This window comes from Delftia sp. WSY_16, from assembly GCF_043104415.1.
In the GTDB taxonomy this organism is placed as follows: domain Bacteria; phylum Pseudomonadota; class Gammaproteobacteria; order Burkholderiales; family Burkholderiaceae_C; genus Comamonas; species Comamonas tsuruhatensis.
The window spans coordinates 284,884-308,522 of sequence record NZ_JBICKS010000030.1; the positions used below are offsets into that span (position 1 = coordinate 284,884).

Annotated in this window: 16 protein-coding genes; 14 read left to right on the forward strand and 2 right to left on the reverse strand. The window is 65.4% G+C overall.

The window, feature by feature from the left end; genetic code table 11:
• The first annotated feature begins 422 nt into the window (after positions 1 to 422).
• The 10 genes from ACF8O7_RS16735 to ACF8O7_RS16780 all read left to right on the forward strand — a co-directional run bounded on the left by ACF8O7_RS16735 (position 423) and on the right by ACF8O7_RS16780 (position 16,171).
• Positions 423 to 1,013 carry a fimbrial protein gene (locus ACF8O7_RS16735; protein WP_016452762.1) on the forward strand — a complete coding sequence of 197 codons (591 nt, stop codon included), beginning with the start codon at positions 423 to 425 and terminating at the stop codon, positions 1,011 to 1,013.
• Between the two features lie 113 nt (positions 1,014 to 1,126).
• Complete coding sequence (locus tag ACF8O7_RS16740) at positions 1,127 to 1,888, forward strand: molecular chaperone (protein ID WP_016452763.1); 762 nt, start codon at positions 1,127 to 1,129, stop codon at positions 1,886 to 1,888.
• Positions 1,889 to 2,162: 274 nt separating this feature from the next.
• Entirely contained in the window at positions 2,163 to 5,249 is a 3,087-nt protein-coding gene (locus ACF8O7_RS16745) for a fimbria/pilus outer membrane usher protein (RefSeq protein ID WP_016452764.1), read from the forward strand.
• Positions 5,250 to 5,256: 7 nt separating this feature from the next.
• The gene (locus ACF8O7_RS16750) at positions 5,257 to 5,856 is read left to right on the forward strand and encodes a fimbrial protein (RefSeq protein WP_227469629.1); all 600 of its coding nucleotides are present in this window, start codon (positions 5,257 to 5,259) and stop codon (positions 5,854 to 5,856) included.
• 86 nt (positions 5,857 to 5,942) lie between these two features.
• Positions 5,943 to 6,965: a fimbrial protein gene (locus ACF8O7_RS16755; RefSeq protein WP_016452766.1), complete on the forward strand. Its 1,023-nt coding sequence runs from the start codon at positions 5,943 to 5,945 to the stop codon at positions 6,963 to 6,965.
• A 200-nt stretch (positions 6,966 to 7,165) separates the two neighbouring features.
• Complete coding sequence (gene putA / locus ACF8O7_RS16760) at positions 7,166 to 11,203, forward strand: trifunctional transcriptional regulator/proline dehydrogenase/L-glutamate gamma-semialdehyde dehydrogenase (protein ID WP_016452767.1); 4,038 nt, start codon at positions 7,166 to 7,168, stop codon at positions 11,201 to 11,203.
• Between the two features lie 79 nt (positions 11,204 to 11,282).
• Positions 11,283 to 12,785 (forward strand): sodium/proline symporter PutP, encoded by a 1,503-nt coding sequence (gene putP / locus ACF8O7_RS16765; protein ID WP_046984091.1) that lies wholly within the window; start codon positions 11,283 to 11,285, stop codon positions 12,783 to 12,785.
• Between the two features lie 297 nt (positions 12,786 to 13,082).
• A complete protein-coding gene (locus ACF8O7_RS16770) occupies positions 13,083 to 14,069 on the forward strand; it encodes a TRAP transporter substrate-binding protein (protein WP_016450058.1) in 987 nt (328 codons plus the stop codon).
• A gap of 150 nt (positions 14,070 to 14,219) precedes the next feature.
• Positions 14,220 to 14,735 carry a TRAP transporter small permease gene (locus ACF8O7_RS16775; protein WP_013800419.1) on the forward strand — a complete coding sequence of 172 codons (516 nt, stop codon included), beginning with the start codon at positions 14,220 to 14,222 and terminating at the stop codon, positions 14,733 to 14,735.
• A gap of 149 nt (positions 14,736 to 14,884) precedes the next feature.
• Positions 14,885 to 16,171 (forward strand): TRAP transporter large permease, encoded by a 1,287-nt coding sequence (locus ACF8O7_RS16780; protein ID WP_016452769.1) that lies wholly within the window; start codon positions 14,885 to 14,887, stop codon positions 16,169 to 16,171.
• A 134-nt stretch (positions 16,172 to 16,305) separates the two neighbouring features.
• Here ACF8O7_RS16780 and ACF8O7_RS16785 read toward each other — a convergent pair whose 3' ends face one another.
• On the reverse strand, positions 16,306 to 17,106 hold the full coding sequence (locus ACF8O7_RS16785) for an IclR family transcriptional regulator (protein ID WP_012207743.1): 801 nt from the start codon (positions 17,104 to 17,106) through the stop codon (positions 16,306 to 16,308).
• Between the two features lie 165 nt (positions 17,107 to 17,271).
• Between ACF8O7_RS16785 and ACF8O7_RS16790 the strand changes: the two genes are divergently transcribed.
• From ACF8O7_RS16790 to ACF8O7_RS16800, 3 genes are all read left to right on the forward strand, one after another.
• On the forward strand, positions 17,272 to 18,924 hold the full coding sequence (locus ACF8O7_RS16790; RefSeq protein WP_126312703.1) for a GMC family oxidoreductase: 1,653 nt from the start codon (positions 17,272 to 17,274) through the stop codon (positions 18,922 to 18,924).
• 48 nt (positions 18,925 to 18,972) lie between these two features.
• Positions 18,973 to 20,301, forward strand: a complete 1,329-nt coding sequence (locus ACF8O7_RS16795; protein WP_126312704.1) for an MFS transporter — start codon at positions 18,973 to 18,975, stop codon at positions 20,299 to 20,301.
• 180 nt (positions 20,302 to 20,481) lie between these two features.
• A complete protein-coding gene (locus tag ACF8O7_RS16800) occupies positions 20,482 to 21,342 on the forward strand; it encodes a hypothetical protein (RefSeq protein WP_046237941.1) in 861 nt (286 codons plus the stop codon).
• 22 nt (positions 21,343 to 21,364) lie between these two features.
• Here ACF8O7_RS16800 and ACF8O7_RS16805 read toward each other — a convergent pair whose 3' ends face one another.
• Complete coding sequence (locus ACF8O7_RS16805; RefSeq protein ID WP_392443878.1) at positions 21,365 to 22,330, reverse strand: LysR family transcriptional regulator; 966 nt, start codon at positions 22,328 to 22,330, stop codon at positions 21,365 to 21,367.
• Positions 22,331 to 22,459: 129 nt separating this feature from the next.
• Here ACF8O7_RS16805 and ACF8O7_RS16810 point away from each other — a divergent pair, with 129 nt between their 5' ends.
• Complete coding sequence (locus tag ACF8O7_RS16810) at positions 22,460 to 23,638, forward strand: MFS transporter (RefSeq protein ID WP_012207748.1); 1,179 nt, start codon at positions 22,460 to 22,462, stop codon at positions 23,636 to 23,638.
• The last annotated feature ends 1 nt before the right edge of the window (position 23,639 follow it).

A 23,639-nucleotide genomic window follows, 5' to 3' on the forward strand; every position in this document is an offset into this window, starting at 1 on the left:
AGAATGCGCCCTATTTCATATAACGGCGGCGCACACCTAGAATCCATCACATACCCAAAGAACAGGTTTTTTCGCCTTTTTCTTTGACATATTCTCTCCTGAACCCCGTCCGCGCCATTGGGCACTGGTGTCTTTGAGCAATTCAATTCCAAACATGCCAGAGAAACAAACCTCGCCCATCCCTCGCCAACGCTCCCTCATCCGAACAATTTCTCCATGTCAGCGCCACCACCTATTCCAGCATGATCGCAACCCCTGCAAATCATTGACCATGCTGACAGTTACCAACCATTGGATTGATGAGGTGAACATGGAACACTGATGATTTATTAACCACTCAACCATTCACACAATCTCTTATTCCATCAGCGCATTCATCGCTGCTGGAATTTCATTTATCTCTTCAACTCGAGGGAATACCCATGAAAAAGATCGCATTGCTGACATCGGTCGCCAGCCTGGTCATGATGGCCATGAACACCGCTCAAGCAGCAGACGGCACCATCAACTTCACGGGCGAGGTGGTCACCACCACCTGCAAGGTGGACACCACGGTCGCCGGCGCCGCCAAGGACGGCGTGAAGCTGCCCAACGTGGCGAACAACCAGCTGGCCACCGTGGGTGCCACGGTCGGCCGCCAGGCGTTCTCGCTGGAACTCAGTGGCTGCGAGCTGGCCTCCAGCGCCACCGCCACGACGCCTGTCTCCAAAGTCGCCGTGTTCTTCGAGGCCGGCCCCAACGTGGATCTGGTCACCGGCATGCTCAAGCCTGCAGCTGCCAGCGGTACTGGTGCGCCCACCGTGGCCTCCGGTGTCCAGATCGCCATCGTGGATCCCAGCAACAACGAGCGTCTGAAGATCGGTTCCGCCCAATCACGCTTTGTGGACATCGACAACAAGGTCGGTGGCACGGGCCGGGCCGTCATGCGTTTCGCCTCCGAATACGTGGCCACCGGCCCCGTGACCGCAGGCCGCACCGACACCTCGGTGACCTACTCGCTGGTCTATCAGTAATCACTGACTTTCAGGCATATCGGCCGCCTTGCGGTAGTCGATATGCCGTGTCTTCTGCTTTCGTGACATGGGCCCGGCCCCATTCTTTCGCTCAAAACCCAGAGAGTTCTCCGATGCTGACGATCAAACGTTCATATGGGCTTGCTGCCATCCTGTTGTCCCTTCTTCTTGGAACGGCGGCACAGGCCAGCGTGACATTGACGGGCACGCGCATCATCTTCCCCAGTGGCGAGAAGGAAGCCACCATCCAGCTCACCAACGAAGGCAGCAAACCTGCCCTGGTGCAGACCTGGCTGGACAAGGGCAACAACCAGGAATCGCCTGAGAACATCGACGTTCCCTTCGTCATCACGCCCACCATCATGCGCATCGAGGCGGGCAAGAGCCAGACGTTGCGCATCATCTATTCGGGCGAAGCACTGCCTGCCGACAAGGAATCCCTGTTCTGGCTCAACGTGCTGGACGTCCCGCCCAAGGCGGAAATGGAAGGCGACTCCAACAATCTCCAGTTCGCCTTTCGCACCCGTGTCAAGCTCATGTACCGACCCAGCAACCTGCCCGGCAATGCCCAGGAAGCTCCTGCCCAGCTTCAATGGTCGGTAGACGTTGACGCTAAAAATCAGCCTGTGTTGAAAGCACGCAATCCCAGCGCCTTTGTGGTCAATGTGGCTGGCGTTGAAGTGCAACTCGGCGGCAAATCCTTCGAGGCAGGCGTCGGGCCCGTTCTTCCCGGCCAGGTGGCCACCTTTCCAATCAAGGAACCTGCGGGTGTCAATATGGCTGGCGCGGCAGGTGCCACGGTGATGTTCAGCAGCATCAATGATTGGGGCGCCAGTCTCAACCACGAAGCCAGAATCGGAAATTCCGCCCAATAAACAGGGCAATGCGAGCACAGCCACGCGAATCCCCCGTCCTTTCCGGCCTGATTATCTAATGCCACTGCATTTTCAGCCCGGCCAGCACACCGATACCCAGCGTTAATACCCGGCGAAACGGCATCGGTCTCTTTACCGGGACTGGCACATCGGCCTTGGCCGTTCGCTTTGCATCGGGCGCACAGCATTAGGAGATAAGCAAATGATCAGGCCATTCTTTCCAGATTCAGAAAAGGGAATCAAAAGCCGGCATACAAGGCAAGGAAAAGGAACAATGCCGGGGCCAGGCCAAGGCCCTGCCGGATATTTCCAACTGAAGCCCGGCCATGCGCTGCTGCTCTCCGTGCTGGTGTGCTGGCAGTCCGAGGCCCAGCAGGGGCAGCAGGTCAAGGAAGTCACGACCTCCACGTCCACCGGCCAGTGGCAGCCCACGCCGGCTGCCGTCGACTTCGACCCCAGCTTTCTGAACACCGGCAAGCAGACCATTGACGTCTCGCGCTACTCGCGCGCCAACGTGGTCACGCCCGGCAACTACAGCCCCGACATCTACATCAACGGCAACTGGGTTGGCCGCCGCGAAGTGCAGTTCAAGGCCCAGTCCGGCTCACAGGACGCGCTGCCCTGCCTGGACAAGGCCCTGCTGGAGAAGGTGGGCATCGACCTCTCACGCCTGCCGCCCGAGGCCGCCTTGAAGCTGGCGGCCGACGGTGGCTGCAACCGTCTGGACCAGATCGTTGCGGGCGCCTTGACCAGTTTCGACTTCGGCAAGCAGCGACTGGACCTGAGCGTGCCCCAGGCCTCGCTACGCCGTTCGGTGCGCGGCTATGTCAGTCCCGACCAATGGAGCGCCGGCGTGCCTGTCGGCCTGCTCGGCTACCAGTTCAACACCTACCACGGGCGCTCCAGCAACGCAGAAAACACCACGCAGAGCTACCTGGGCCTGAACGGCGGCGTCAACATCGACCGCTGGCATTTCCGGCACAACGGCTCCTTCAGCTGGGCGGACACTGGACGGGGCAACTACCAGAACATCTCTACCTACGCACAGCGCGACATTGCCGACTGGTCTTCCCAGCTCATACTGGGCGACACCTACACGGGTGGCGACCTGATGGACTCCACCTCGTTTCGCGGCATACGCTTGAACAGTGATGACCGCATGCTGCCCGACTCCCAGCGCGGCTACGCGCCCGTGGTGCGCGGCGTGGCCAACACCAATGCCCGAGTCACCATCACGCAGAACGGCATCAAGCTCTACGAAACCACGGTGGCGCCCGGCGCCTTCGTCATCAACGACCTCTATCCCACGGGCTACGGTGGCGACCTGCAAGTCAGCATCACCGAGGCCAATGGCGCCGTGCGCAGCTTCTCCGTTCCCTACGCGGCCGTGCCGCTGTCGCTGCGTGAAGGGCAGAACCGATACAGCCTCACTGCGGGCGTGGTGCGCCACCTGCCCAACACCTCGCCCATGTTCTCCCAGGCCACGTGGCAGCACGGCTTCACCAATATGCTGACAGGCTACGGCGGCGTGTCCCTGGCCAAGGGCCATATCTCGCCCATGATTGGCGCAGCGCTCACCACGCCCTGGGGCGCCTTCGGTGCAGACATCACGCACGCCTCCACCAGCATCCCCCACGACGGTTCCTTTTCCGGGCAGAGCCTGCGGGCCAGCTACGCAAAATCCTTTGCCCAGACCGGCACCCACGTGGCCATTGCCGCCTATCGCTACTCCACCAACGGATTCTTCGGCCTCAACGACGCCATGCGCGCACGGGATCAGGCCAATCTGCTACGGCCCTCCACGGACCTGTACCGGCCGCGCAACCGCGCCTCCCTGGTCATGGGACAGCAGTTCGGGCCTGGGGGAGGCAACCTCAGCCTCACGGCGTCCACTGCCAAGTACTGGAACCGACAGGGCTCCAACGTCGACTACGCCATTGGCTACAGCAACTCGTTCCGCAACATCTCCTACAACCTCTCTGCGGCGCGCCAGCGTGATGCCTGGGGACAGTCCAACACGTTCCTGCACGTGGGCCTGTCGATTCCGCTCAGCATGGAGCGCGGCATGATGCTTTCCACCAATACCAACCGCGACTCGCGCGGCCGCGTGCAGGCCCAGGCCAACCTGTCCGGTCTGCTGGGCGACGACAACGCCATCTCCTACGGCCTCAGCGCCAACCACAACACCGGTGGCATGAATGGCAGCAGCACCAGTGCCAGCGCCAACGCCACCTACCGCGCATCGCAGACCGAACTCAGCGGCAGCGTCAGCGCCAGCAGCGGCTACCAGCAGTTCTCGGTAGGCGCGCGTGGCGCCATCGTGGCCCACCCGGGCGGCGTGACGCTGTCGCAATCGGTGTCTGACACCTTTGCCATCGTGGAGGCCAAGAACGCGGAGGGCGCGCGCATCAACAACGCGCCCGGAGTGAAGGTGGACAGCCGGGGCTATGCCGTCGTGCCCTACCTCACACCGTTCTCGATGAACGAGGTCTCCATTGATCCCAAGGGCCTTTCCACCGACGTTGAGCTCAAGGAAACCAGCCAGCACGTCGCGCCGCTGGCCGGTGCCGTGCCGCTGCTGGTCTTCAAGACGGCCTACGGCCGCTCGGCCGTGATCCGCGCGCGGCAGGCCGGCAACATGCCTGTGCCCTTTGGCGCCAGCGTGCTGGACATGGACGGCAAGGAGTTGGGCGTGATCGGCCAGGCCGGCAAGCTGCTGGCGCGCGGGCTATCAGACCAGGGCGAGCTGCAGGTGCAGTGGAAGACCGACACCGGCATGGTGGGCTGCAACCTCTCCTATACGCTGCCTGAAAGAAAGCGCAGCACCACCCACCAGCCGCCGCAAAGCCTGGAACTGCCCTGCGTGGCCAGCAACAAGCTGCTGCCTGCGGCCACCGACGTGGCATCTGCCAAGCCGGGCAAGACCGCGGCAACCTCAACCACCAATGCCAAGACAGCCGTGGCCGGCGCCCCAGCCTCCAACGCTGCGTCGGCTGTGGCTCTGGCCGGCATCACCCAGGAACGCATGGCAGCAACGGCACCGGCCACGGCAGTCGCCAGCGCCCCGGCAGTCACTGCGGCGGCAGTGCTGCCCGCTCGTGCCACACAGCCGAGCGGCAGCCAGCAGGCACTGCAGCTGGAGCGCGACCTGGACGGCCTGCGCATGAGCGTCAAGATCAGCGCCTTGCCCACCACTGCACCAGTCATCGGCAACGCGGGCAGAACTCCCGTAGCGGCAGGGCACGACGCAGGCACCGGCAAGCACAAGCCGCCGCAGCAAACCTTGCGGGCTGACCGTCCGCTGGCCATCCTGCAGCCCAGCCTGAAGATCAGCGCCTTGAAGGCGGCGGACAAGACCTGAACCTGAGGTGAGCCCTCTTCCCCAAAGAGGGTTCGCGCTCGCCCAGGAAACACCACATGGTGCGGCAACCGACAAGCTTTTCGATAGCGCCCATTTACGCGCCAGCGGCACGCAGCAGATTGAAAAATTGAGCGGTTCAATATTGCAATACCGTGCCGGCAGCAATTCTGGCCAACTCTTGGTCGATTTTCAAACAATCACACCAGTACAAATCATCCCTCAGGTGCCCACCTGCCGCGTATCCGCCTCCACCATAAATCTTCCTTTGGGGAATGTGTTCTTTCCGTCTTCCACGCCCGTGGACACCACAGCCAACGAACAAGCCTTCAATATTTCGCTGAATCGCGCTGGGGGCAACAGCGCAACGGTGTCCCAGGCATCCAACGCAACAGGCGTAGCCATCCAGATCACCAGGCTCGATACTCCATTGAAATTCGGCCAGAACTCCGCAGCCGCGGGCAATACCAACCAGTGGTTTGCAGGCAGCGCCGTATTTGGGCAAGGCAAACTGGATATTCCCTTGAAGGCTCGCTATCTGAAGACCGCCGCCCAGGTGACGCCGGGCAAGGCCAATGGTGATGCCACATTCACGATGAGCTATCAGTAGCACGGTCTGGTACTTCTGAGCTTTTGGGGAATCAACGTTCATGGGTGCATTGGGCAGCCCTTACCTGATGCTCGAAAGGAAACTCCGTGAAAAATGCACTTCGCATCCTCAAAAGTTCATTTATTCCATTGACTTGGGCCTTGACTACCCCTTCCACATGGGCCTTGTGCAAATTGAACACCAGCGACGGCTTGCCGTACTTTACGGCCGAGCTCTCCGGCATGACAGTTCCCGAATTCGCGCCTGGTGACTACAACATTGGAAGCACCATCTACAAATACAGCGGTCCGTTGAAACTTACCAATAAAATCCCAGAATCCAAGAAACCACAGTTTGAATGTGTTCCTGGAATAGAAGACTACCTCACAGGCATCGGCCCTCATGAAAATGGTCTCTATGCAGCCCCTGGAACCATCAAGAACATCAAGTTAAAATTAAGCGCCTTCACAATTCCGTTCCCTTTTTTGGTCTACTCAACAGTTCCAAAGACAAGTGGCAATTGGAATGAAGCGAGCTTTTATTATGATATCGAATTAATCAAAATGGGTCCCATCACCAGCGGTGGAATCTTATCTGGCTCTTTCGCTCAATCCCGCGCCAATGATGCGGCCGGACAATTGCTGGTCGATTTTCGTTTCGCGGCCCCGGTCGTCATTCGTCCCCGCGTTCCTACCTGCAAGGTCAGGATGAAAGAAATAAGGTTCGACATGGGCGCCGTACTCATGAGGTCGTCCGGTGGCGTGGGAGCCACCAGCGCTAGCAGCGAGGAACAGAGCGTTCAGCTGGACTGCTCGGGTGGCGATACAGGAACCGCAACGCAGGTGTACGTGACGCTGACCGATGTGACCGACCGCAACAACACGTCCTCCAACCTCACGCTGAACAGGACCTCCACGGCACGCGGCATTGCCGCGCAAATCCTCAGCAACGGCAAGCCGGTGCGGTTCGGCTCAGAGGCGGACGGCACCAGCCGATGGTTGGCTGGCGACGTTCCGCAAGGGCAGACGGCGTTCTCGATTCCGCTGCAGGGGCGCTACGTTCAAACGGAAGAACGGGTTGTACCCGGCAGCGCCAATGCTTCCGCAGAGTTCACCATCCACTATCAGTAAGCGCAGGCGCTGGAGCCATCCGGGGGAAGACCCGAGAGGCCGTGAGAGCGGCCCGCCTGGACGGGCTCCACGGGACCCAGCCTACCTGGGCAAACACAAAGGGTTTACCCCCTATCAAAAAAGGTGCAACCCATGTGAAATCACGCCGAATCCGGTTGCACCCCAGTCATCGAAAAACCACTTTCCCTTTCCAATCCATTATGTCCACCACCGTAGGCATCAAAGTCGACGACGCCTTGCGCGAGCGCATCCGCGTCGCAGCCCAGCAGATGGGTCGCACACCGCACTGGCTGATCAAGCAGGCCGTCGTCCAGTACGTCGATGCGCTGGAGCGCGGCGCAACCATCATCCGGCTTGCAGGCGCAGGCGACAGCCCTGGCGATGTCGCGATCGAAGAGGCGCAACCCAATGCCAGCCAAGAGGTGCAACCCTTTCTGGAATTCGCCCAATCCATCCTGCCGCAGACGCCGCTGCGCGCCGCGATCACGGCCGCCTGGCACCGGCCCGAGCCCGAGTGCCTGCCCGTGCTGCTGCCGCTGGCACGCGCCCAGGATGCCCAGCAGGCCGACAGGGTGCGCGAGCTGGCGACCCGGCTGGTACAGGGCCTGCGCGATGCGCCGGCCGGCAGCGGCGTGGCGGCGCTGGTGCAGGAGTTTTCCCTGTCCAGCCAGGAAGGCGTGGCGCTGATGTGCCTGGCCGAGGCGCTGCTGCGCATTCCCGACCGTGCCACGCGCGATGCGCTGATCCGCGACAAGATCAGCAAGGGCGACTGGCGCGCCCATGTGGGCCGCTCGCCCTCGCTGTTCGTGAACGCGGCGGCCTGGGGCCTGGTGCTGACGGGCAAGCTCACATCCACCAGCAGCGAGAAGAACCTGTCTTCGGCGCTGACGCGCGTGATCGGCAAGGGCGGCGAGCCCCTGATCCGCCAGGGCGTGCACCGCGCCATGAAGCTGATGGGCGAGCAGTTCGTGACGGGCCAGGACATCGCCGAGGCGCTGGCCAACAGCCGCGCCTATGAAAAGCAGGGCTTTCGCTACAGCTACGACATGCTGGGCGAGGCGGCCGCCACCGAGGCGGATGCGCAGCGCTACCTGCAGGCCTACGAGCAGGCCATCCACGCGATCGGCGCGGCGTCCAACGGGCGCGGCATCTTCGAGGGGCCGGGCATCTCTATCAAGCTGTCGGCCCTGCACCCGCGCTACAGCCGAGCGCAGTACGAGCGTGTGATGGCCGAGCTGCTGCCGCGCGTGCTGCGGCTGGCCGAGATGGCCAAGCAGTACGACATTGGCATGAACATCGACGCCGAAGAGGCCGACCGGCTGGAGCTGTCGCTGGACCTGCTGGAGTCGCTGTGCGCGGCGCCCTCGCTCAAGGGCTGGAACGGCATAGGCTTCGTGGTGCAGGCCTATCAAAAGCGCTGCCCGCAGGTGCTGGACCACCTGGTGGACCTGGCCCGCCGCAGCCGCCGCCGCCTGATGGTGCGGCTGGTCAAGGGCGCCTATTGGGACAGCGAGATCAAGCGCGCCCAGGAAGGCGGCCAGGCCGGTTACCCCGTCTATACGCGCAAGGTCTATACGGACGTGAGCTACCTGGCCTGCGCGCGCAAGCTGCTGGATGCGCCCGACGCCGTCTACCCCCAGTTCGCCACGCACAACGCGCAGACGCTGGCCAGCATCTACCACATGGCCCAGGCTGTGGGCGGCAGCTACTACAGCGGCCAGTACGAGTTCCAGTGCCTGCACGGCATGGGCGAGCCGCTGTACGCACAGGTGACGGGCCCGGCCTCCGAAGGCAAGCTGGCCCGCCCCTGCCGCATCTATGCGCCCGTGGGCAGCCATGAGACGCTGCTGGCCTATCTGGTGCGCCGCCTGCTGGAAAACGGTGCCAACACCTCGTTCGTGAACCGCATCGGCGACGCCTCCGTGCCGGTCTCCGAGCTGGTGGCCGACCCGGTGGACGAGGTGATGAAGATCGCCCGCGTTGAAGGCCGGCTGGGTGCGCCGCACCCGCGCATTGCACTGCCGGCCGACCTGTTTGCACGGCAGGGCGAGAAAGACGCGCAGGCCCGCGCCAATTCCCAGGGCCTGAATCTGGCGCACGAGCAGCAGCTGGCCTCATTGGCCGCCGCACTGCTGCACAGCACGCGCCAGACTTATCTGGCCGCGCCCGCAGAGGCCGACCTGCCTGCCGACCCGGCGCGTGCCGAGGGCTGGCAGGCCATGCGCAATCCGGCCGAGCTGTCCGACATCGTGGGCTGGGTGCGCGAGGCCACCGCTGCGGAGGCCGAGGCCTGCGCCACCCGCGCCGCCCAGGCCGCGCCGATCTGGGCCGGCACGCCTGCCGCCGCCCGCGCCGATGCGCTGGCCCGCGCCGCCGATCTGCTGGAGCAGCGCAGCCAGCCGCTGATGGGCCTGATCATGCGAGAGGCCGGCAAGACCCTGCCCAACGCGGTGGCCGAGATCCGCGAGGCGGTGGACTTCCTGCGCTATTACGGCGCCCAGGTGGCTGCGCATTTCGACAACGCCACGCAGCGCCCGCTGGGCGTGGTGCTGGCCATCAGCCCCTGGAATTTTCCGCTGGCCATCTTCTGCGGACAGGTGGCCGCAGCCCTGGCTGCCGGCAATACCGTGCTGGCCAAGCCCGCCGAGCAGACCCCGCTGACGGCCGCCGCCATGGTGGCCCTGCTGCACGAGGCCGGCGTGCCGCGCGATGCGCTGCAGCTGGTGCCCGGTGCGGGCGAGACCGTGGGCGCCGCCCTGGTGGCGCATCCGCTGGTGGCCGGCGTGATGTTCACGGGCTCCACCGAGGTGTCACGCCTGATTGCGCGCCAGCTGTCGCACCGCCTGTCGCCCGCAGGCCGCCCCATTGCGCTGGTTGCCGAGACCGGCGGCCAGAACGCCATGGTGGTGGACTCCTCGGCCCTGGCCGAGCAGGTGGTGGCCGATGTGCTGGCCTCGGCCTTCGACTCGGCCGGCCAGCGCTGCTCTGCCCTGCGTCTGCTGTGCCTGCAGGAAGAGGTGGCCGACCGCACGCTGACCATGCTGCGCGATGCGCTGCAGGAGTGGACGCTGGGCAATCCCGACCGCCTGAGCACCGATGTGGGCCCCGTGATCGACGACGCGGCACGCCGCCAGATCGAGGAGCACATAGAGCAGATGGCCGCAGCGGGCCAGAAGGTCACCCGCGTGGAGCGCAAGGACGGCGTGCTCAACGGCCACTATGTGGCACCCGCCCTCATCGAGATCGACAGCACGGAGCGCCTGCAGCGCGAGGTCTTCGGCCCCGTGCTGCACGTGATCCGCTTCAGGCGCGAGCAGCTGGACGCGCTGGTCGATGGCATCAACGCCACCGGCTACGGCCTGACCTTCGGCGTGCACAGCCGCATCGACGAGACCATTGCCCACCTCACCCAGCGCGTGCATGCGGGCAACATCTATGTGAACCGCAATGTGATCGGCGCCATGGTGGGCGTGCAGCCCTTTGGCGGCATGGGCCTGTCGGGCACGGGCCCCAAGGCCGGCGGCCCGCTGTATCTGCACCGCTTGGTGCAGGGGCCTGCCAGCGCGGCGCTGTCGGTCTTCGCACGGGCGGAGTCGCCCGTCCAGGCGCCGCTGCAGCTGCTGGGCCTGCTGCGCGAGACACTGTCCAAGGCGCCGCCGGATGCCATGTCCGCCGACGAGCAGGTGCAGGCCCTGGCCGCTTGCGACGCGGCAGCCTCCGCATCGCGCCTGGACGCGGCCATGCCGCTGCCCGGCCCCACGGGCGAATCCAACCGCTACCGCCTGCTGCCGCGCGGCCCCGTCTGGGCACTGCCGCGTACGCCGCTGGGCCTGGTGGCCCAGGTGGCAGCAGCCCTGGCCAGCGGCAACGCCTGCCATGCGGTGCTGCCCGACAACGGAACAGGCGCCGACAGCGGCTGCGCCGCCACCTGGCAGGCGCTGCGCGCCGCTGCGGGCGATGCCGGTGTGCCATGGCTGCACAGCGCCAGCGCCGACTCCCTGGGCGATTCGGCAGCGCCCATGGCGGCCTTGCTGTTCGAGGGCGATGGCGACGCCCTGCTGCAGGTCTGCGCCCAGGTCGCCGCGCGCGACGGCGCCCTGGTGCGCGTGGAAAGCCGCAACAGCGACGAGCTGCACGCGGGCCGCGGCTATGACCTGGCCGCGCTGTTCCACGAGCAATCCATCAGCACCAATACCGCTGCCGCAGGCGGAAACGCTCAACTGATGACCATGGCTTGAACCGCCGGGGCCGGCACAACCGGCCCCTGGCAAGCGCCCCGCACCACCCGAAAAAACACGACCAACGCAGGACACTTCAATGCAATTCAACTGGAACGACCCGACGGCGATCATGTTCGCCATCTACCTGGTCGCCATGCTCGGCATCGGCGCCATCGGCTACTTCAGCACCAAGAATCTTTCCGACTACATCCTGGGCGGCCGCAGCCTGGGCAGCTTCGTGACGGCGCTGTCGGCCGGTGCCTCGGACATGAGCGGCTGGCTGCTGATGGGCCTGCCCGGAGCCATCTACCTGTCCGGCCTGTCGGAAGCCTGGATCGCCATCGGCCTGATCCTGGGCGCCTACCTGAACTGGCGCCTGGTGGCGGCGCGGCTGCGCCTGTACACCGAGCGTGCCGGCAATGCGCTGACGCTGCCCGACTACCTGGCCAACCGTTTCGAGGACCACTCCAGCGTGCTGCGCATCGTGACGGCCGTGGTGATCCTGGTGTTCTTCACGCTGTACTGCGCCTCGGGCGTGGTGGCGGGCGCGCGCCTGTTCGAGAACATGTTCGGCATGCCCTACAGCACGGCCCTGTGGGTGGGCGCGCTGTGCACCATCGCCTATGTGTTCATCGGCGGCTTCCTGGCCGTGAGCTGGACGGACACCATCCAGGCATCGTTGATGATCACGGCCCTGATCCTGGCGCCCGTGATCGCCTGGCTGGCCGTGCAGGGCCATCTGCAGCCGGGCCAGGACCTGCACGCCATCGTGGCGGCAGAGAAGTTCGACCTGTTCCGTGGCGCCAGCTTCGTGGGCGTGGTCTCGCTGCTGGCCTGGGGCCTGGGCTACTTCGGCCAGCCGCACATCCTGGTGCGCTTCATGGCGGCATCGTCGGTGCAGACCATTCCCTCGGCCCGCCGCATCAGCATGACCTGGATGATCCTGTGCCTGGCCGGCGCCGTGGCCGTGGGCTTCATCGGCATCCCCTACTTCGCGGCCAACCCCGCTGGCGCTGCCGCCGTGAACGCCAATGCCGAGACGGTGTTCATGGAAATCACCAAGCAGCTGTTCAACCCCTGGATCTCGGGCGCGCTGCTGGCGGCCATCCTGGCGGCCGTGATGAGCACGCTGTCGTGCCAGCTGCTGGTGTGCTCCAGCGCGCTGACCGAAGACATCTACCGCACCTTCCTGCGCAAGAACGCCAGCCAGATCGAACTGGTCTGGATCGGCCGCGCCATGGTGCTGCTGGTGGCCTTGATCGCCATCGCCATCGCCAGCAATCCCGACTCCAAGGTGCTGGGCATGGTCAGCTACGCCTGGGCCGGCTTCGGCGCCGCCTTCGGCCCGGTGATCATCCTGTCGCTGTTCTGGAGCCGCATGACGCGCGGCGGCGCGCTGGCCGGCATCATCACCGGCGCCGTGACGGTGCTGGTGTGGAAGCAGTTCGGCTGGCTGGGCCTGTACGAGATCATCCCCGGCTTCATCCTGGCCTGGCTGGCCACGGTGGTCGTCAGCCGCATGGGCCCTGCGCCTTCGCAAAGCATCCTGAAGGCGCATGCGGCGGTGGAGAGCGAGTTCGAGCGGATCGGGGCACGCTGAGTGGCAATGAGCTGACCCGCTCCGCCTGAACCCGACGCCCGATGACGCTTGCGCGCATCGGGCGTTTGTCATTTCAGCACCTATGACATCGCCAAATCAGATGCACCTCAACGCACATGACGAGCGCTTTGTACGTGGTCGCCACAAGGGGAGTGGTCACTACAATCCAGGGGCTCTTTTTTTCATCGCCGGGCCGCCCCAGGATGAAAAGCGGCCCCCTGCGGGGGACCGCGGACCTTGCCCTGCAAGGGGAGCGTGGGGGCCATTTTTCAACACACAACAAGTGAGACTGCCGCTATGCAAATGATCCGCCGCACCCTTCTTTCGACCTGCGTGGCCGCCATGGCGGCTGCTTCGGCTGGCGCCGTACTGGCCCAGACCAAGGAGGTCAAGGTGGGCTACGCCCTGGCCGTGAATTCGCACTACGGCGCGGCTGCCCAGGCCTGGGCCGATGCGGTGGAAAAGGGCACGAACGGCGCCTACAAGTTCAAGCAGTTCCCCGCGTCCGCCCTGGGCGGCGAACGCGAGCTGATCGAGGGCCTGCAGCTGGGCACGGTGGAGGCGGCCATCGTCTCCACGGGCGCCATCAGCAACTTCGTGCCCGATGTGGGCGTGGTGGACATTCCCTTCCTGTTCCGCGACACGCAGCATGCGCGCGCCGTGCTGGACGGCGCCTTCGGCCAGGAGCTGCTGGCCAAGTTCAGCAAGCGCGGCCTGGTCGCGCTGGCCTGGGGCGAGCAGGGCTTTCGCCACCTGTCCAACAACAAGCACGCCGTCAACGGCGTGGCCGATCTCAAGGGCCTGAAGATCCGCGTGACCGAGAACCCCGTGCACATCACGGCCTTCCGCACGCTGGGCGCATCGCCCACGCCCATGTCCTGGCCCGAAGTGATCGGTGCGCTGCAGCAGGGCACGATCGACGGCCAGGAGAACCCGATCTCGGTGCTGGCCTCGGCCAAGCTGTGGCAGGTGCAAAAGCACCTGACGCTGACCGCCCATGTGTACGCGCCCATGGCCCTGCTGGTGTCGCCCTCGTTCTGGGGCACGCTGAACGACAGCCAGAAGGCGGCCTTCACGCAGGGCGCCAAGTCAGGTGCCATCGCTTCGCGCGTGTTCGTGGACACGGTGGAGAAGAAGGGCGTGGAAGAGGCCAAGAGCCACGGCATGCAGGTGGTGGAGAAGGTGGACCAGGCCGCCTTCCGCACCGCGCTGGAGCCGGCCTATAAGGAATACGCGAAGAAGTTCGGCCAGAAGACGCTGGACACCATCGCCAACGCCAAGTAATCCCCTGAGGCATTGCGGGCTGCGGCCCGCAATGCAGGGCGACCCGCTGCGGGCAACACCTGTGGCCCCGCACGGCGCCCGCGCCGATGATCTGACCTCCGGCGGCAGCCCGGCCCTTGCGCCACTCCCCTCCTGCCCTCGCCCACTCCTATGCTCAACCGAATCGAACGCGCCCTTGTGGCCTGCAACCGCTGGCTGCTGATCGTGCTGCTGCTGGCCATGGCCTGCATCGTGTTTGCCAATGTGGTGCTGCGCTACACCACGGGCGACTCCATTGTCTGGGCCGAGGAAGTGGCCCGGCACATGATGATCTGGGTCACCTTCCTGGGCGCGGGCCTGGTGCTGCGCTTCGGTGGCCATGTGGCCATCGACAACCTGCACCGCTCGGTGGGCACGCGCAAGGCGCAGTGGCTACGCCGCCTCGTGGTGCTGGGCGTGGGCCTGTTCTGCGCGGTGATGGCGGTGGCCTCGTCGCAGTATGTCTGGGCCACGCGCTTCCAGACCACGGCGGCCACGGACATTCCCATCTCCTTCGTCTACGCGGCCATGCCCGTGGGCTTCGTGCTGATGCTGGTGCATCTGCTGTTCATTGCGCGCGGGTATATCGCAGACGGCTCGTTCGCGGAGTCGGACGAGATGGATGCCGACGCGGCCGCATCCATATGACCCCCCTGAGTCGCTGCGCGCCTTCCCCCAGGGGACGACACCCTCGCTGCGGGGCGGCGCGGCCGGCCCAGGCCCTTGCTTGGTGTCTCCTGCTTTGGAGCGTGTCAGTTCCATCGCTCTGCCATGAATAACTGATTCGAACGCACATCATGGGTATCACGCTTTTCATCGCCATCATCGTCCTGCTCACGCTGGGCTTTCCGGTGGCTTTCGCGCTGGCGATCTCCGCCGCACTGGCCGTCTTCGTGGGCGGCCGCTATCCGCAGCTCATCGTGTTCAAGGAGATGTTCACGGGCATAGACAGCTTTCCGCTGATGGCCGTGCCCTTCTTCATCCTGGCGGCCGAGCTGATGTCGGGCGGCGCGCTCACGCATGTGCTGCTGCGCTTTGCAGCGCAGTTCGTGGGCCATCTGCGCGGCGGCCTGGGCTATGCCAATGTGCTGTCGCTGACGCTGTTCTCGGGCATTTCGGGCTCGGCCCTGGCCGATGCGGCCGGCCCCGGCTCGATGATGGTCAAGATGATGGACAAGGCCGGCTACGCGCGCTCCTACGCGGCGGCGCTGACGGCCAGCACGGCCATCGTGGGGCCCATCATTCCGCCGTCGGTGAGCATGATCATCTACGCGCTGCAGGATGAGAACGTGTCGGTGGGGGGGCTGTTCATGGCCGGCTTCATCCCCGGCATCCTGATCGCGCTGGCCATGGCCGCCGTGAACTGGTGGGTGTGCAAGAAGCGCGACTACCGCTCCACCGAGCCGCGCCCTGACGGCCGCACGATGTGGATCAACAGCTTCAAGGCGATTCCCGCGCTGATGCTGATCGTGCTCATCGTGGTGGGCATCCGCTTCGGCATCTTCACGCCCACCGAGGCTTCGGTGGTGGCCGTGTTCTACGCCCTGGTCTGCGGCAAGTGGGTGTACCGCACGCTGCAGTGGTCGGCACTGCCGGGCATTGCGGCGCGCTCGGCCATGCTGACGGCCTCGGTGCTGCTGGTGATGGCGACTTCGGCGGCCTTTGCCTGGGTGCTGACGGTGGAGGGCATTCCGCAGTACCTGTCCGAGCTGATCGTGAGCTGGCAGCTGTCGCCCACCCTGTTCCTGATCGCGGTGAACATCCTGCTGCTGGTGTTCGGCATCTTCATGGAGCCGCTGCCCGGCGTGATGATCCTGGTGCCCATCCTGGCGCCCATTGCGTTCAGCCTGGGCATCGATCCCACGCACTTCGCCATGGTGGTGATCGTGAACCTGACGCTGGGCATGATCACGCCGCCCGTGGGCGGGCTGCTGTTCGTGACCTCGGTGGCCACACGCGTGTCCATCACCGATCTCACGCGCGAGATGCCGCTGTTCCTGCTGGCCCACTTCGTGGTGCTGTGCCTGCTGACCTTCATCCCCGCGCTGTCCACCTGGTTGCCGCATACACTGGGCTTCCAGTGACGACAAGGGCCTCCGAGTGAGGCCCTTTTTTTTGCCGCCGGGCCGCCCCAAGGCAAGAAGCGGCCCCCTGGGGGCAACGGACCTTGCGCAGCAAGGGTAGCGTGGGGGCCTTTTTTTCCGGGGTGCCCAGCGCCTCAGAAGAGTAGGCCAGCCATGCGCTGGGCCGTTTCCTTCAGGTGCGGCAGACCCTCCAGCGCCTGCGCCAGCGGCATGCGCGCCTCCGGCGCATGTACGGCCAGCGTGGCGCGGCACTGGCCCTTGGCATCGCGCACGGGCACGGCCACGGCGATCATGCCGCGCATGAATTCCTCGCGGTCGCAGGAGTGGCCTTCGCGCACGATGCGCGCGCACTCCTGTGCCAGCGCCTCGGGCGTGGTCAGCGTGTTGGCCGTGCAGGCGGTGAGTTCCACGCTGTCCAGAATGGCGGCGCGCCGGGCCGCAGGCATATGGGCCAGGAACAGCTTGCCGCTGGCCGTGGCGTGGATGGGCACCATCGATCCGGCCTCCAGCTGGATGCGCAGCGGCCAGTGGGTCTCGACACGGTCCAGGTAGCGCACGCGCGTGCCGTCCAGCACGGTGAGGTTGCAGGTCTCGCCCAGACGGGCCACCAGTTGGGACAGCAGCTCATGGCGCAGGGCCTGGCGTGGGTCGGCTTGCAGGGCGCGCACCGCCAGGCTCAGCAGCTTGGGGCCCGGGGAGAAGCTGCGGTCACCCTCGTGGCGCAGCAGCCATTGCCGCGCCTCCAGGTGGGAGCACAGGCGCGAGGCCGTGGCCTTGGGCAGATTGAGCGCGGCTGCGATGTCCATGAGGCCCGGCGGGGCCTCGGCCTGGGTGACGAAATCGAGCACGGCCAGCGAGCGGTCGGAGACCGAGTTCGCTTCGTCCTGCCGTGCAGGGGTGGGGTCCGGGGCAGCGCTGGCAAGGGATGGCGGCATGGGGCGGTGTCGTGTCGTGTGGAAGGCCGGAAACGCTTTCGATCATGCCTGATCGCCAGGAGGCGGCAAGGGTTTGCGCGGGGTTGCAGTCCACGGCGGCAACGAATAAGTTTCACTCAAAGGAACAAATAGTTCCTTCAAAAGAAACTCAAAAGGAGCCACCGCATGCCGGACCCCATCGACAGCTATGACTACGTGATCGTGGGAGCAGGCTCTGCCGGCTGCGTGCTGGCCGCGCGCCTGTCCGAGGACCCGGCCACGCGGGTGCTGCTGCTGGAGGCAGGCCCGCCGGACCGCTCGCCCTGGATCCACCTGCCCATCGGCTACGGCAAGACCATGTGGAGCCCCGTCTACAACTGGAAGTTCGAGACCGACCCGGACCCCAACATGAACGGCAGGCGCATCTACTGGCCACGCGGCCGCACGCTGGGCGGCAGCAGTTCGATCAACGGCCTGATCTACGTGCGCGGCCAGCGCGAGGACTACGACCACTGGGCGGCGCTGGGCAATGCGGGCTGGTCGTATGAGGAGGTGCTGCCCTACTTTGTGAAGTCCGAAGGCAATGCGCGCGGCGCCTTCCCGGGCCATGGCGCGGACGGGCCGCTCAAGGTCTCGGACATCGGCGCCCGGCATCCGCTGATCGAGGCCTTCATTGCCGGTGCAGGCCAGGTCGGCGTGCCCCGCACCGAGGACTTCAACGGCCGCGACCAGGAGGGCGCAGGCTACTACCAGCTCACCACCCACAAGGGCCTGCGCTGCAGTACGGCCAAGGCCTATCTGGGCGAGGCCCGGCGCCGCCCCAATCTGCGCATAGAGACCGATGCCATGGCCACGCAGCTGGTGCTGCGCGGCCGGCGCGCCACCGGCATCCGCTACCGGCAAGGCGGGCAGGAGCGCCAGGCCCAGGCGCGGGCCGAAGTGATTCTGTCGGCAGGCGCCATCCAGTCGCCGCAGCTGCTGCAACTGTCGGGCATAGGTCCGGCCGCGCTGTCGCAGTCCCTGGGGATTCCCGTGGTGCACGATCTGCCGGGCGTGGGCGAGAACCTGCAGGACCATCTTCAGATCCGCCTGGGCTACGAATGCAGCCAGCCCATCACCACCAATGACCAGCTCAATTCCTGGGTGGGCAGGACCAAGCTGGGGCTGGAGTGGCTGCTGTTCCGCTCGGGCGCGCTGGCCGTGGGCATCAACCAGGGCGGCTGCTTCATGCGTGCGCTCAGGGACGAGCAGTGCCGGCCCGTGGCCGCCACGCCCGACATCCAGTTCCATGTCTCCACGCTGTCGGCCGACATGGCAGGGGGGCAGGTCCATCCGTACTCGGGCTTCACCATGTCGGTCTGCCAGCTGCGGCCCGAGTCACGCGGGCAGTTGCGCATCCGCTCGCGCGATGCCTTCGAGCCGCCTTCCATCCAGCCCAACTACCTGGCCACCGACCTGGACCGCCGCACCAACGTGGCGGCCGTGCGCGCAGCCCGCGCCATTGCCGACACGCCGGCCATGCGCCCCTTCGTGAAGCGCGAGGTCAAGCCCGGCCCCGATGCGCACAGCGATGCGGAGCTGCTGGAGTTCTGCCGCAACCACGGCGCCACCATCTTCCACCCCAGCGGCACCTGCCGCATGGGCAGCGACGCCCTGGCCGTGGTCGATGCGCGGCTGCGCGTGCACGGCATGGCCGGCCTGCGCGTGGTCGATTGCTCGGTCATGCCCACCCTGGTCTCGGGCAACACCAACGCGCCCGTGGTGATGATGGCCGAGAAGGCCGCCGACATGGTTCGCGAAGACAGGCACGAAGAGACAGGGCAGCTCAAGGTCGCATGACTGCCCGTTCCTGCATCCCGGCAATGCGACAGACAACCAGGAGACAGCATGACGACGGCAACCGATCCCAGGGTCATCCGCAAGGTGGTGACCTCCGCGCTCATCGGCGCAACCATCGAGTGGTATGACTTCTTCCTGTACGGCGTGGTCGCCGGCATCGTGTTCAGCAAGCTGTACTTTCCCAGCGACGATCCGCTGATCTCCACCCTGCTGGCCTACACCACCTTTGCCGTGGGCTTTGTCACACGGCCGCTGGGCGGGGTGATCTTCGGGCACTTCGGCGACCGCGTGGGGCGCAAGAGCATCCTGGTGGTCACGCTGATGATCATGGGCGTGTCCACCTTCCTGATCGGCCTGCTGCCCACGCATGCGCAGATCGGCGTGGCCGCGCCCATCCTGCTGCTGCTGCTGCGCGTGGCCCAGGGCATAGGCCTGGGCGGCGAATGGGGCGGTGCCGTGCTCATGGCCTACGAATACGCGCCCAAGGAAAAGCGGGGCTTCTATGCCTCCCTGCCCCAGGTGGGCCTGGCCATCGGCCTGTTCATGGCCTCGGGCGTGGTGGCCCTGCTGTCCTGGCTGTGTACCGAAGAGCAATTCATGGCCTGGGGCTGGCGCATCGCATTCCTGATCTCGGGCCTCATGGTGGCCGTAGGCATGTACATCCGCCTGCATGTGAAGGAGACGCCCGAATTCGCAGCCGTCAAGGCACGCAATGCGGAAACGGCCATCCCTTTCATGGACATGATGCGGCGCTATCCGGGCAATGTGCTCAAGGGCATGGGCGCACGCTATATCGACGGCGTTTTCTTCAACGTCTTCGGCGTGTTCTCGATCAGCTACCTGACCTCTACCCTGCAGATCAGCCGCACCGACGCATTGATCGGCGTGATGGTCGCCGCCGTGGTGATGTGCTTCACGATTCCGCTGTTCGGCCGCCTGTCCGACCGCATGGGCCGCAGCCGCGTGTATCTGTGGGGATCGCTGATCACCGCGGTCTCGGCCTTCCCGGCCTTCTGGCTCATGGCCCACAGCGGCGGCAATGTGCTGCTGATATGGATCGCCATCGTCGTGCCCTTCGGCATTCTCTACGCGGCGGTCTACGGTCCCGAAGCCGCCCTCTTCTGCGACCTGTTCGACGCCAAGGTACGCTACACCGGCATTTCCTTCGTCTACCAGTTCTCGGGGATCTTCGCGTCCGGCATCACGCCCATCATTGCGACGGCGCTGGTCAAGACAGCCGGTGGCAGCCCGTGGCTGGTGTGCCTGTATGTGGTGTTTGCGGGAGCGGTATCGGCCTGGTGTGCCTGGGCGATCGGGCGGGATGGACAGGGTGCCCGCGCCTTTCGGCCCGTGGGCAATGCCAGGGCAGGCCTGTGAATGGATGGAACTCGGGCGCTTTCAAGAAGTTTGAATACGCACGCTGGAAAACACATTGCCGGCGTACGAACCCATTTCAGGGACTCCAGCAAAAGCCACTCAAAACCATCGCACTGTTTCTCTTTGTAAAGACGATGGCTAGAATGCCCATGCATTTTCTTAATCAGACAGAGAGGGACCATGTTCAAGAAAGCATTGGCAGCAGCCATCTTGCTGGGCTGCGGCCTGGCGCACGCATTCATGCCCAGCAATGGCACCTGGGTCGTGACTTCCGAACTCAACGGCAAGCCGGGTCGCGGGCTGGCCATCGATGCACAGAACGGCACGCTGGTCATGCAGATGTATGCCTACGAGCCCAGCGGCCAGCCCACCTTCTACATGACCTCGGGCGCGCTGACCAATAACCGCTTTGCCGCTCCGCTGATCCGCTACAAGGGCGGCCGCTTTCTGGGCAGCGGCCCGATGTCGGGCTCCGAAGACCGGAACATGGGCCAGGTCAGCATGCGCTTCACCAGCGGCGTGTCGGGTTTCATCACGCTGCCCGGCGAACAGGAAGTGGCGATTTCGCGTTTCAACTTCGGTTACCCCGCCGTGGCATCCAGCCTGAGGGGACTCTGGGCGCTGACTTCGTTCGGCAGCGAAGGCGTTGCTTCCGAAGTGGTGAATATGCAGCTGCAAACGCCTGCCACCGCGAACGGCAATGGCCTGATGGAAACGGCGGACAGGCTGTTTGGTTGCGAACACCAGATCCGGGGCAATCTGGCGGGCGGCGTCCTGTGCGTCAAGGTCAACAACTACGGCCAATTGCTGCGCTCCTACTACTTCGTCTACAGCGTGAACGAGGGTGAAGGCAGCTCCCGCACCAATGGCACCCGCCCCGAACAGGTGCTGGTGGTCAAACGCCTGCTTGACCCGAAGGGCGTGGGTACAGGCATCGTCTACGCGGCCGACGCACCCGTGGACCCAGTGCCCACCGTGCTGCACGACATCATCGAGAACCTGTCCTTCAACGCCGCACCTCTGCCAGCCGAGCAGGAGTGACGCCCTCGCTGCCGGCCACCCCTCAGGGCAGCGCCGGCAGCTGCTCCGCATGCCGCAGATCCACATGCGCCTGCAGGAAGTCGAGCACGGCGCGCGTGCGCGGGGGCAGGCGGTCGGGCTTGCCCAGGTAGACGGCGTGGATGGGTTCCAGGTCGCCCGTGTTGAATTCCTCCAGCACGGGCACCAGCCGGCCGGCGAGCACGTCGGCCCAGGCGTGGTACAGCGACAGGCGGGCCAGGCCCGTGCCGTGCAGCGCCAGCTCGCGCATCACATCGCCGTCGTTGACGCGCACCACCTCCCCGATATCGACGGCCACGCGCTGGCCGTCCACCAGAAACGGCCAGTGCGGTATGGCGCGCTGGTAGCTCCAGCCCAGGCGCACATGGTGGCCCAGCTCGTCTGGATGCAGGGGCCGGCCCATGCGGGCTAGGTACTCCGGTGAGGCCAGGATGACCTGGCGCGTGCGGCCCAGCAGCCGCGCCACCATGTCCGAGGGCGGAAGCTGGCCCCAGCGCACGGCGATGTCGGTGCCGGCCTCGACCAGGTCCACGATCTGGTCCGTGAAGCTCAGTTCCAGGCTCAGCCCGGGATGGCGCTGAAGCAATTGCGGCACCAGGGGCACGAACAGCATTTTTCCGGTCGATGAGCTGGTGTTGATGCGCACCAGGCCGCGTGGTTCGCTGCGCACGGCCACGCAGGCCTCCAGTTCCTCCAGGTCGGCCAGCACGCGCTTGCCGCGCTCGAACAGCTGGCAGCCTTCGGGCGTGAGATGCAGACGCCGCGTGCTGCGCTGCAGCAGCTGCACGCCCAGCCGTGCCTCCAGCCGCGACATGCTCTTGCTGACAGCCGAGGGCGAGATACCCAGGTGGCGTGCCGCGGCCGAGAGGCTGCCGCGCTCGGCGACCAGGATCAGCATTTCCAGCTCGGCAAAGCGGTTGGCATCGGCGCTGCCCGTGTCGGCGGCGGCGAGAGGAACAAGTGCGGGCATGGTGTCTCCGAGAAAAGGATCATCTATTCCACACAGGAACAGATCCGTTTCCATTATTCCATCTACACAAAGGTATGTTGCAGTGCGACATTAATGGATATCACACCAAGGATCACAAGGAATCCGTCCATGCCTCTTTCCCTACTCGCCCTGGCGGCCGGTGCCTTTGGCATCGGCACCACGGAATTCATCATCATGGGCCTGCTGACCCAGGTCAGCCAGGATCTGCACATCAGCATTCCCACGGCGGGCTCGCTGATTTCGGGCTACGCCATCGGCGTGGCCGTGGGCGCGCCCGTGCTCACGCTGCTGACGCGCCAATGGCCGCGCAAGCGCCTGCTGCTGGCGCTGATGCTGATCTTCATCGCCGGCAACCTGGCCGCCGCGTTCGCGCCCAGCTATGAATGGCTGATGTCGGCGCGCGTGCTGACCTCGCTGACCCACGGCACCTTCTTCGGCGTGGGCGCCGTGGTGGCCACGGGCCTGGTGCCGGTGGACAAGAAGGCGTCGGCGATTGCGCTGATGTTCTCGGGCCTGACCCTGGCTACCCTGCTGGGCGTGCCTGCCGGTGCCTGGATCGGCCAGATGTTCGGCTGGCGCAGCGCCTTCCTGGCCGTGGCCGCGATCGGCGTGCTGGCCTTTGCCATCCTGGCCGCCTTCGTGCCGCGCGACCAGGGCCGCCCCGAGGTCACGCCGCTGGCACAGGAGCTGGCCGTGCTGGCCAACGGCCAGGTCTGGCTGGGCCTGGGCATCACGGCCTTCGGCTTTGCGGGCGTGTTCGCGCTCTACACCTATGTGGAGCCGCTGCTGACCCAGGTGACCCGCATGGGCGACAGCCTGGTGGCGCTGACCCTGCTGCTGTTCGGCGCGGGCCTGGCCGCCGGCAATCTGCTGGGCGGCAAGCTGGCCGACCGGGGCGTGATGCGCGCCCTGGTGTGGAGCATTGCGGCGCTGATGGTGGTACTGGCGGCAGGCCGCTGGGCCTTCGGGAACCAGGCCGTGGCCATGGCCTATGTGATCGTGCTGGGCGTCGTGGCCTTCGCAACGGTGGCCCCCATGCAGATGCGCGTGCTGGACCAGGCCGGCCCCCAGGGCGCCAACCTGGTCTCCAGCTTGAACATTGCGGCCTTCAACCTGGGCAACGCCCTGGGTGCCTGGGTCGGCGGCCTGGCCCTGGCCGGTGGCCTGGGCCTGGTCAACCTGGGCTGGGCCGCCGCAGCGCTGACGGCCGTGGGCCTGGTGCTGGTCTTCTGGAGCAGCCGCCTGCCCGCAGGCTCCGCACGCAGCGCAGGCGTGGCCTGCGCCTGAG

What these genes read in the sequence shown, in the direction of transcription:
- ACF8O7_RS16735 (WP_016452762.1), top strand. Translation starts at nt 423, where the DNA reads ATGAAAAAGATCGCATTGCTGACATCGGTCGCCAGCCTGGTCATGATG.
- ACF8O7_RS16740 (WP_016452763.1), top strand. Translation starts at nt 1,127, where the DNA reads ATGCTGACGATCAAACGTTCATATGGGCTTGCTGCCATCCTGTTGTCC.
- ACF8O7_RS16745 (WP_016452764.1), top strand. Translation starts at nt 2,163, where the DNA reads ATGCCGGGGCCAGGCCAAGGCCCTGCCGGATATTTCCAACTGAAGCCC.
- putA (WP_016452767.1), top strand. Translation starts at nt 7,166, where the DNA reads ATGTCCACCACCGTAGGCATCAAAGTCGACGACGCCTTGCGCGAGCGC.
- putP (WP_046984091.1), top strand. Translation starts at nt 11,283, where the DNA reads ATGCAATTCAACTGGAACGACCCGACGGCGATCATGTTCGCCATCTAC.
- ACF8O7_RS16770 (WP_016450058.1), top strand. Translation starts at nt 13,083, where the DNA reads ATGCAAATGATCCGCCGCACCCTTCTTTCGACCTGCGTGGCCGCCATG.
- ACF8O7_RS16775 (WP_013800419.1), top strand. Translation starts at nt 14,220, where the DNA reads ATGCTCAACCGAATCGAACGCGCCCTTGTGGCCTGCAACCGCTGGCTG.
- ACF8O7_RS16780 (WP_016452769.1), top strand. Translation starts at nt 14,885, where the DNA reads ATGGGTATCACGCTTTTCATCGCCATCATCGTCCTGCTCACGCTGGGC.
- ACF8O7_RS16785 (WP_012207743.1), bottom strand. Translation starts at nt 17,106, where the DNA reads ATGCCGCCATCCCTTGCCAGCGCTGCCCCGGACCCCACCCCTGCACGG.
- ACF8O7_RS16790 (WP_126312703.1), top strand. Translation starts at nt 17,272, where the DNA reads ATGCCGGACCCCATCGACAGCTATGACTACGTGATCGTGGGAGCAGGC.
- ACF8O7_RS16795 (WP_126312704.1), top strand. Translation starts at nt 18,973, where the DNA reads ATGACGACGGCAACCGATCCCAGGGTCATCCGCAAGGTGGTGACCTCC.
- ACF8O7_RS16800 (WP_046237941.1), top strand. Translation starts at nt 20,482, where the DNA reads ATGTTCAAGAAAGCATTGGCAGCAGCCATCTTGCTGGGCTGCGGCCTG.
- ACF8O7_RS16805 (WP_392443878.1), bottom strand. Translation starts at nt 22,330, where the DNA reads ATGCCCGCACTTGTTCCTCTCGCCGCCGCCGACACGGGCAGCGCCGAT.
- ACF8O7_RS16810 (WP_012207748.1), top strand. Translation starts at nt 22,460, where the DNA reads ATGCCTCTTTCCCTACTCGCCCTGGCGGCCGGTGCCTTTGGCATCGGC.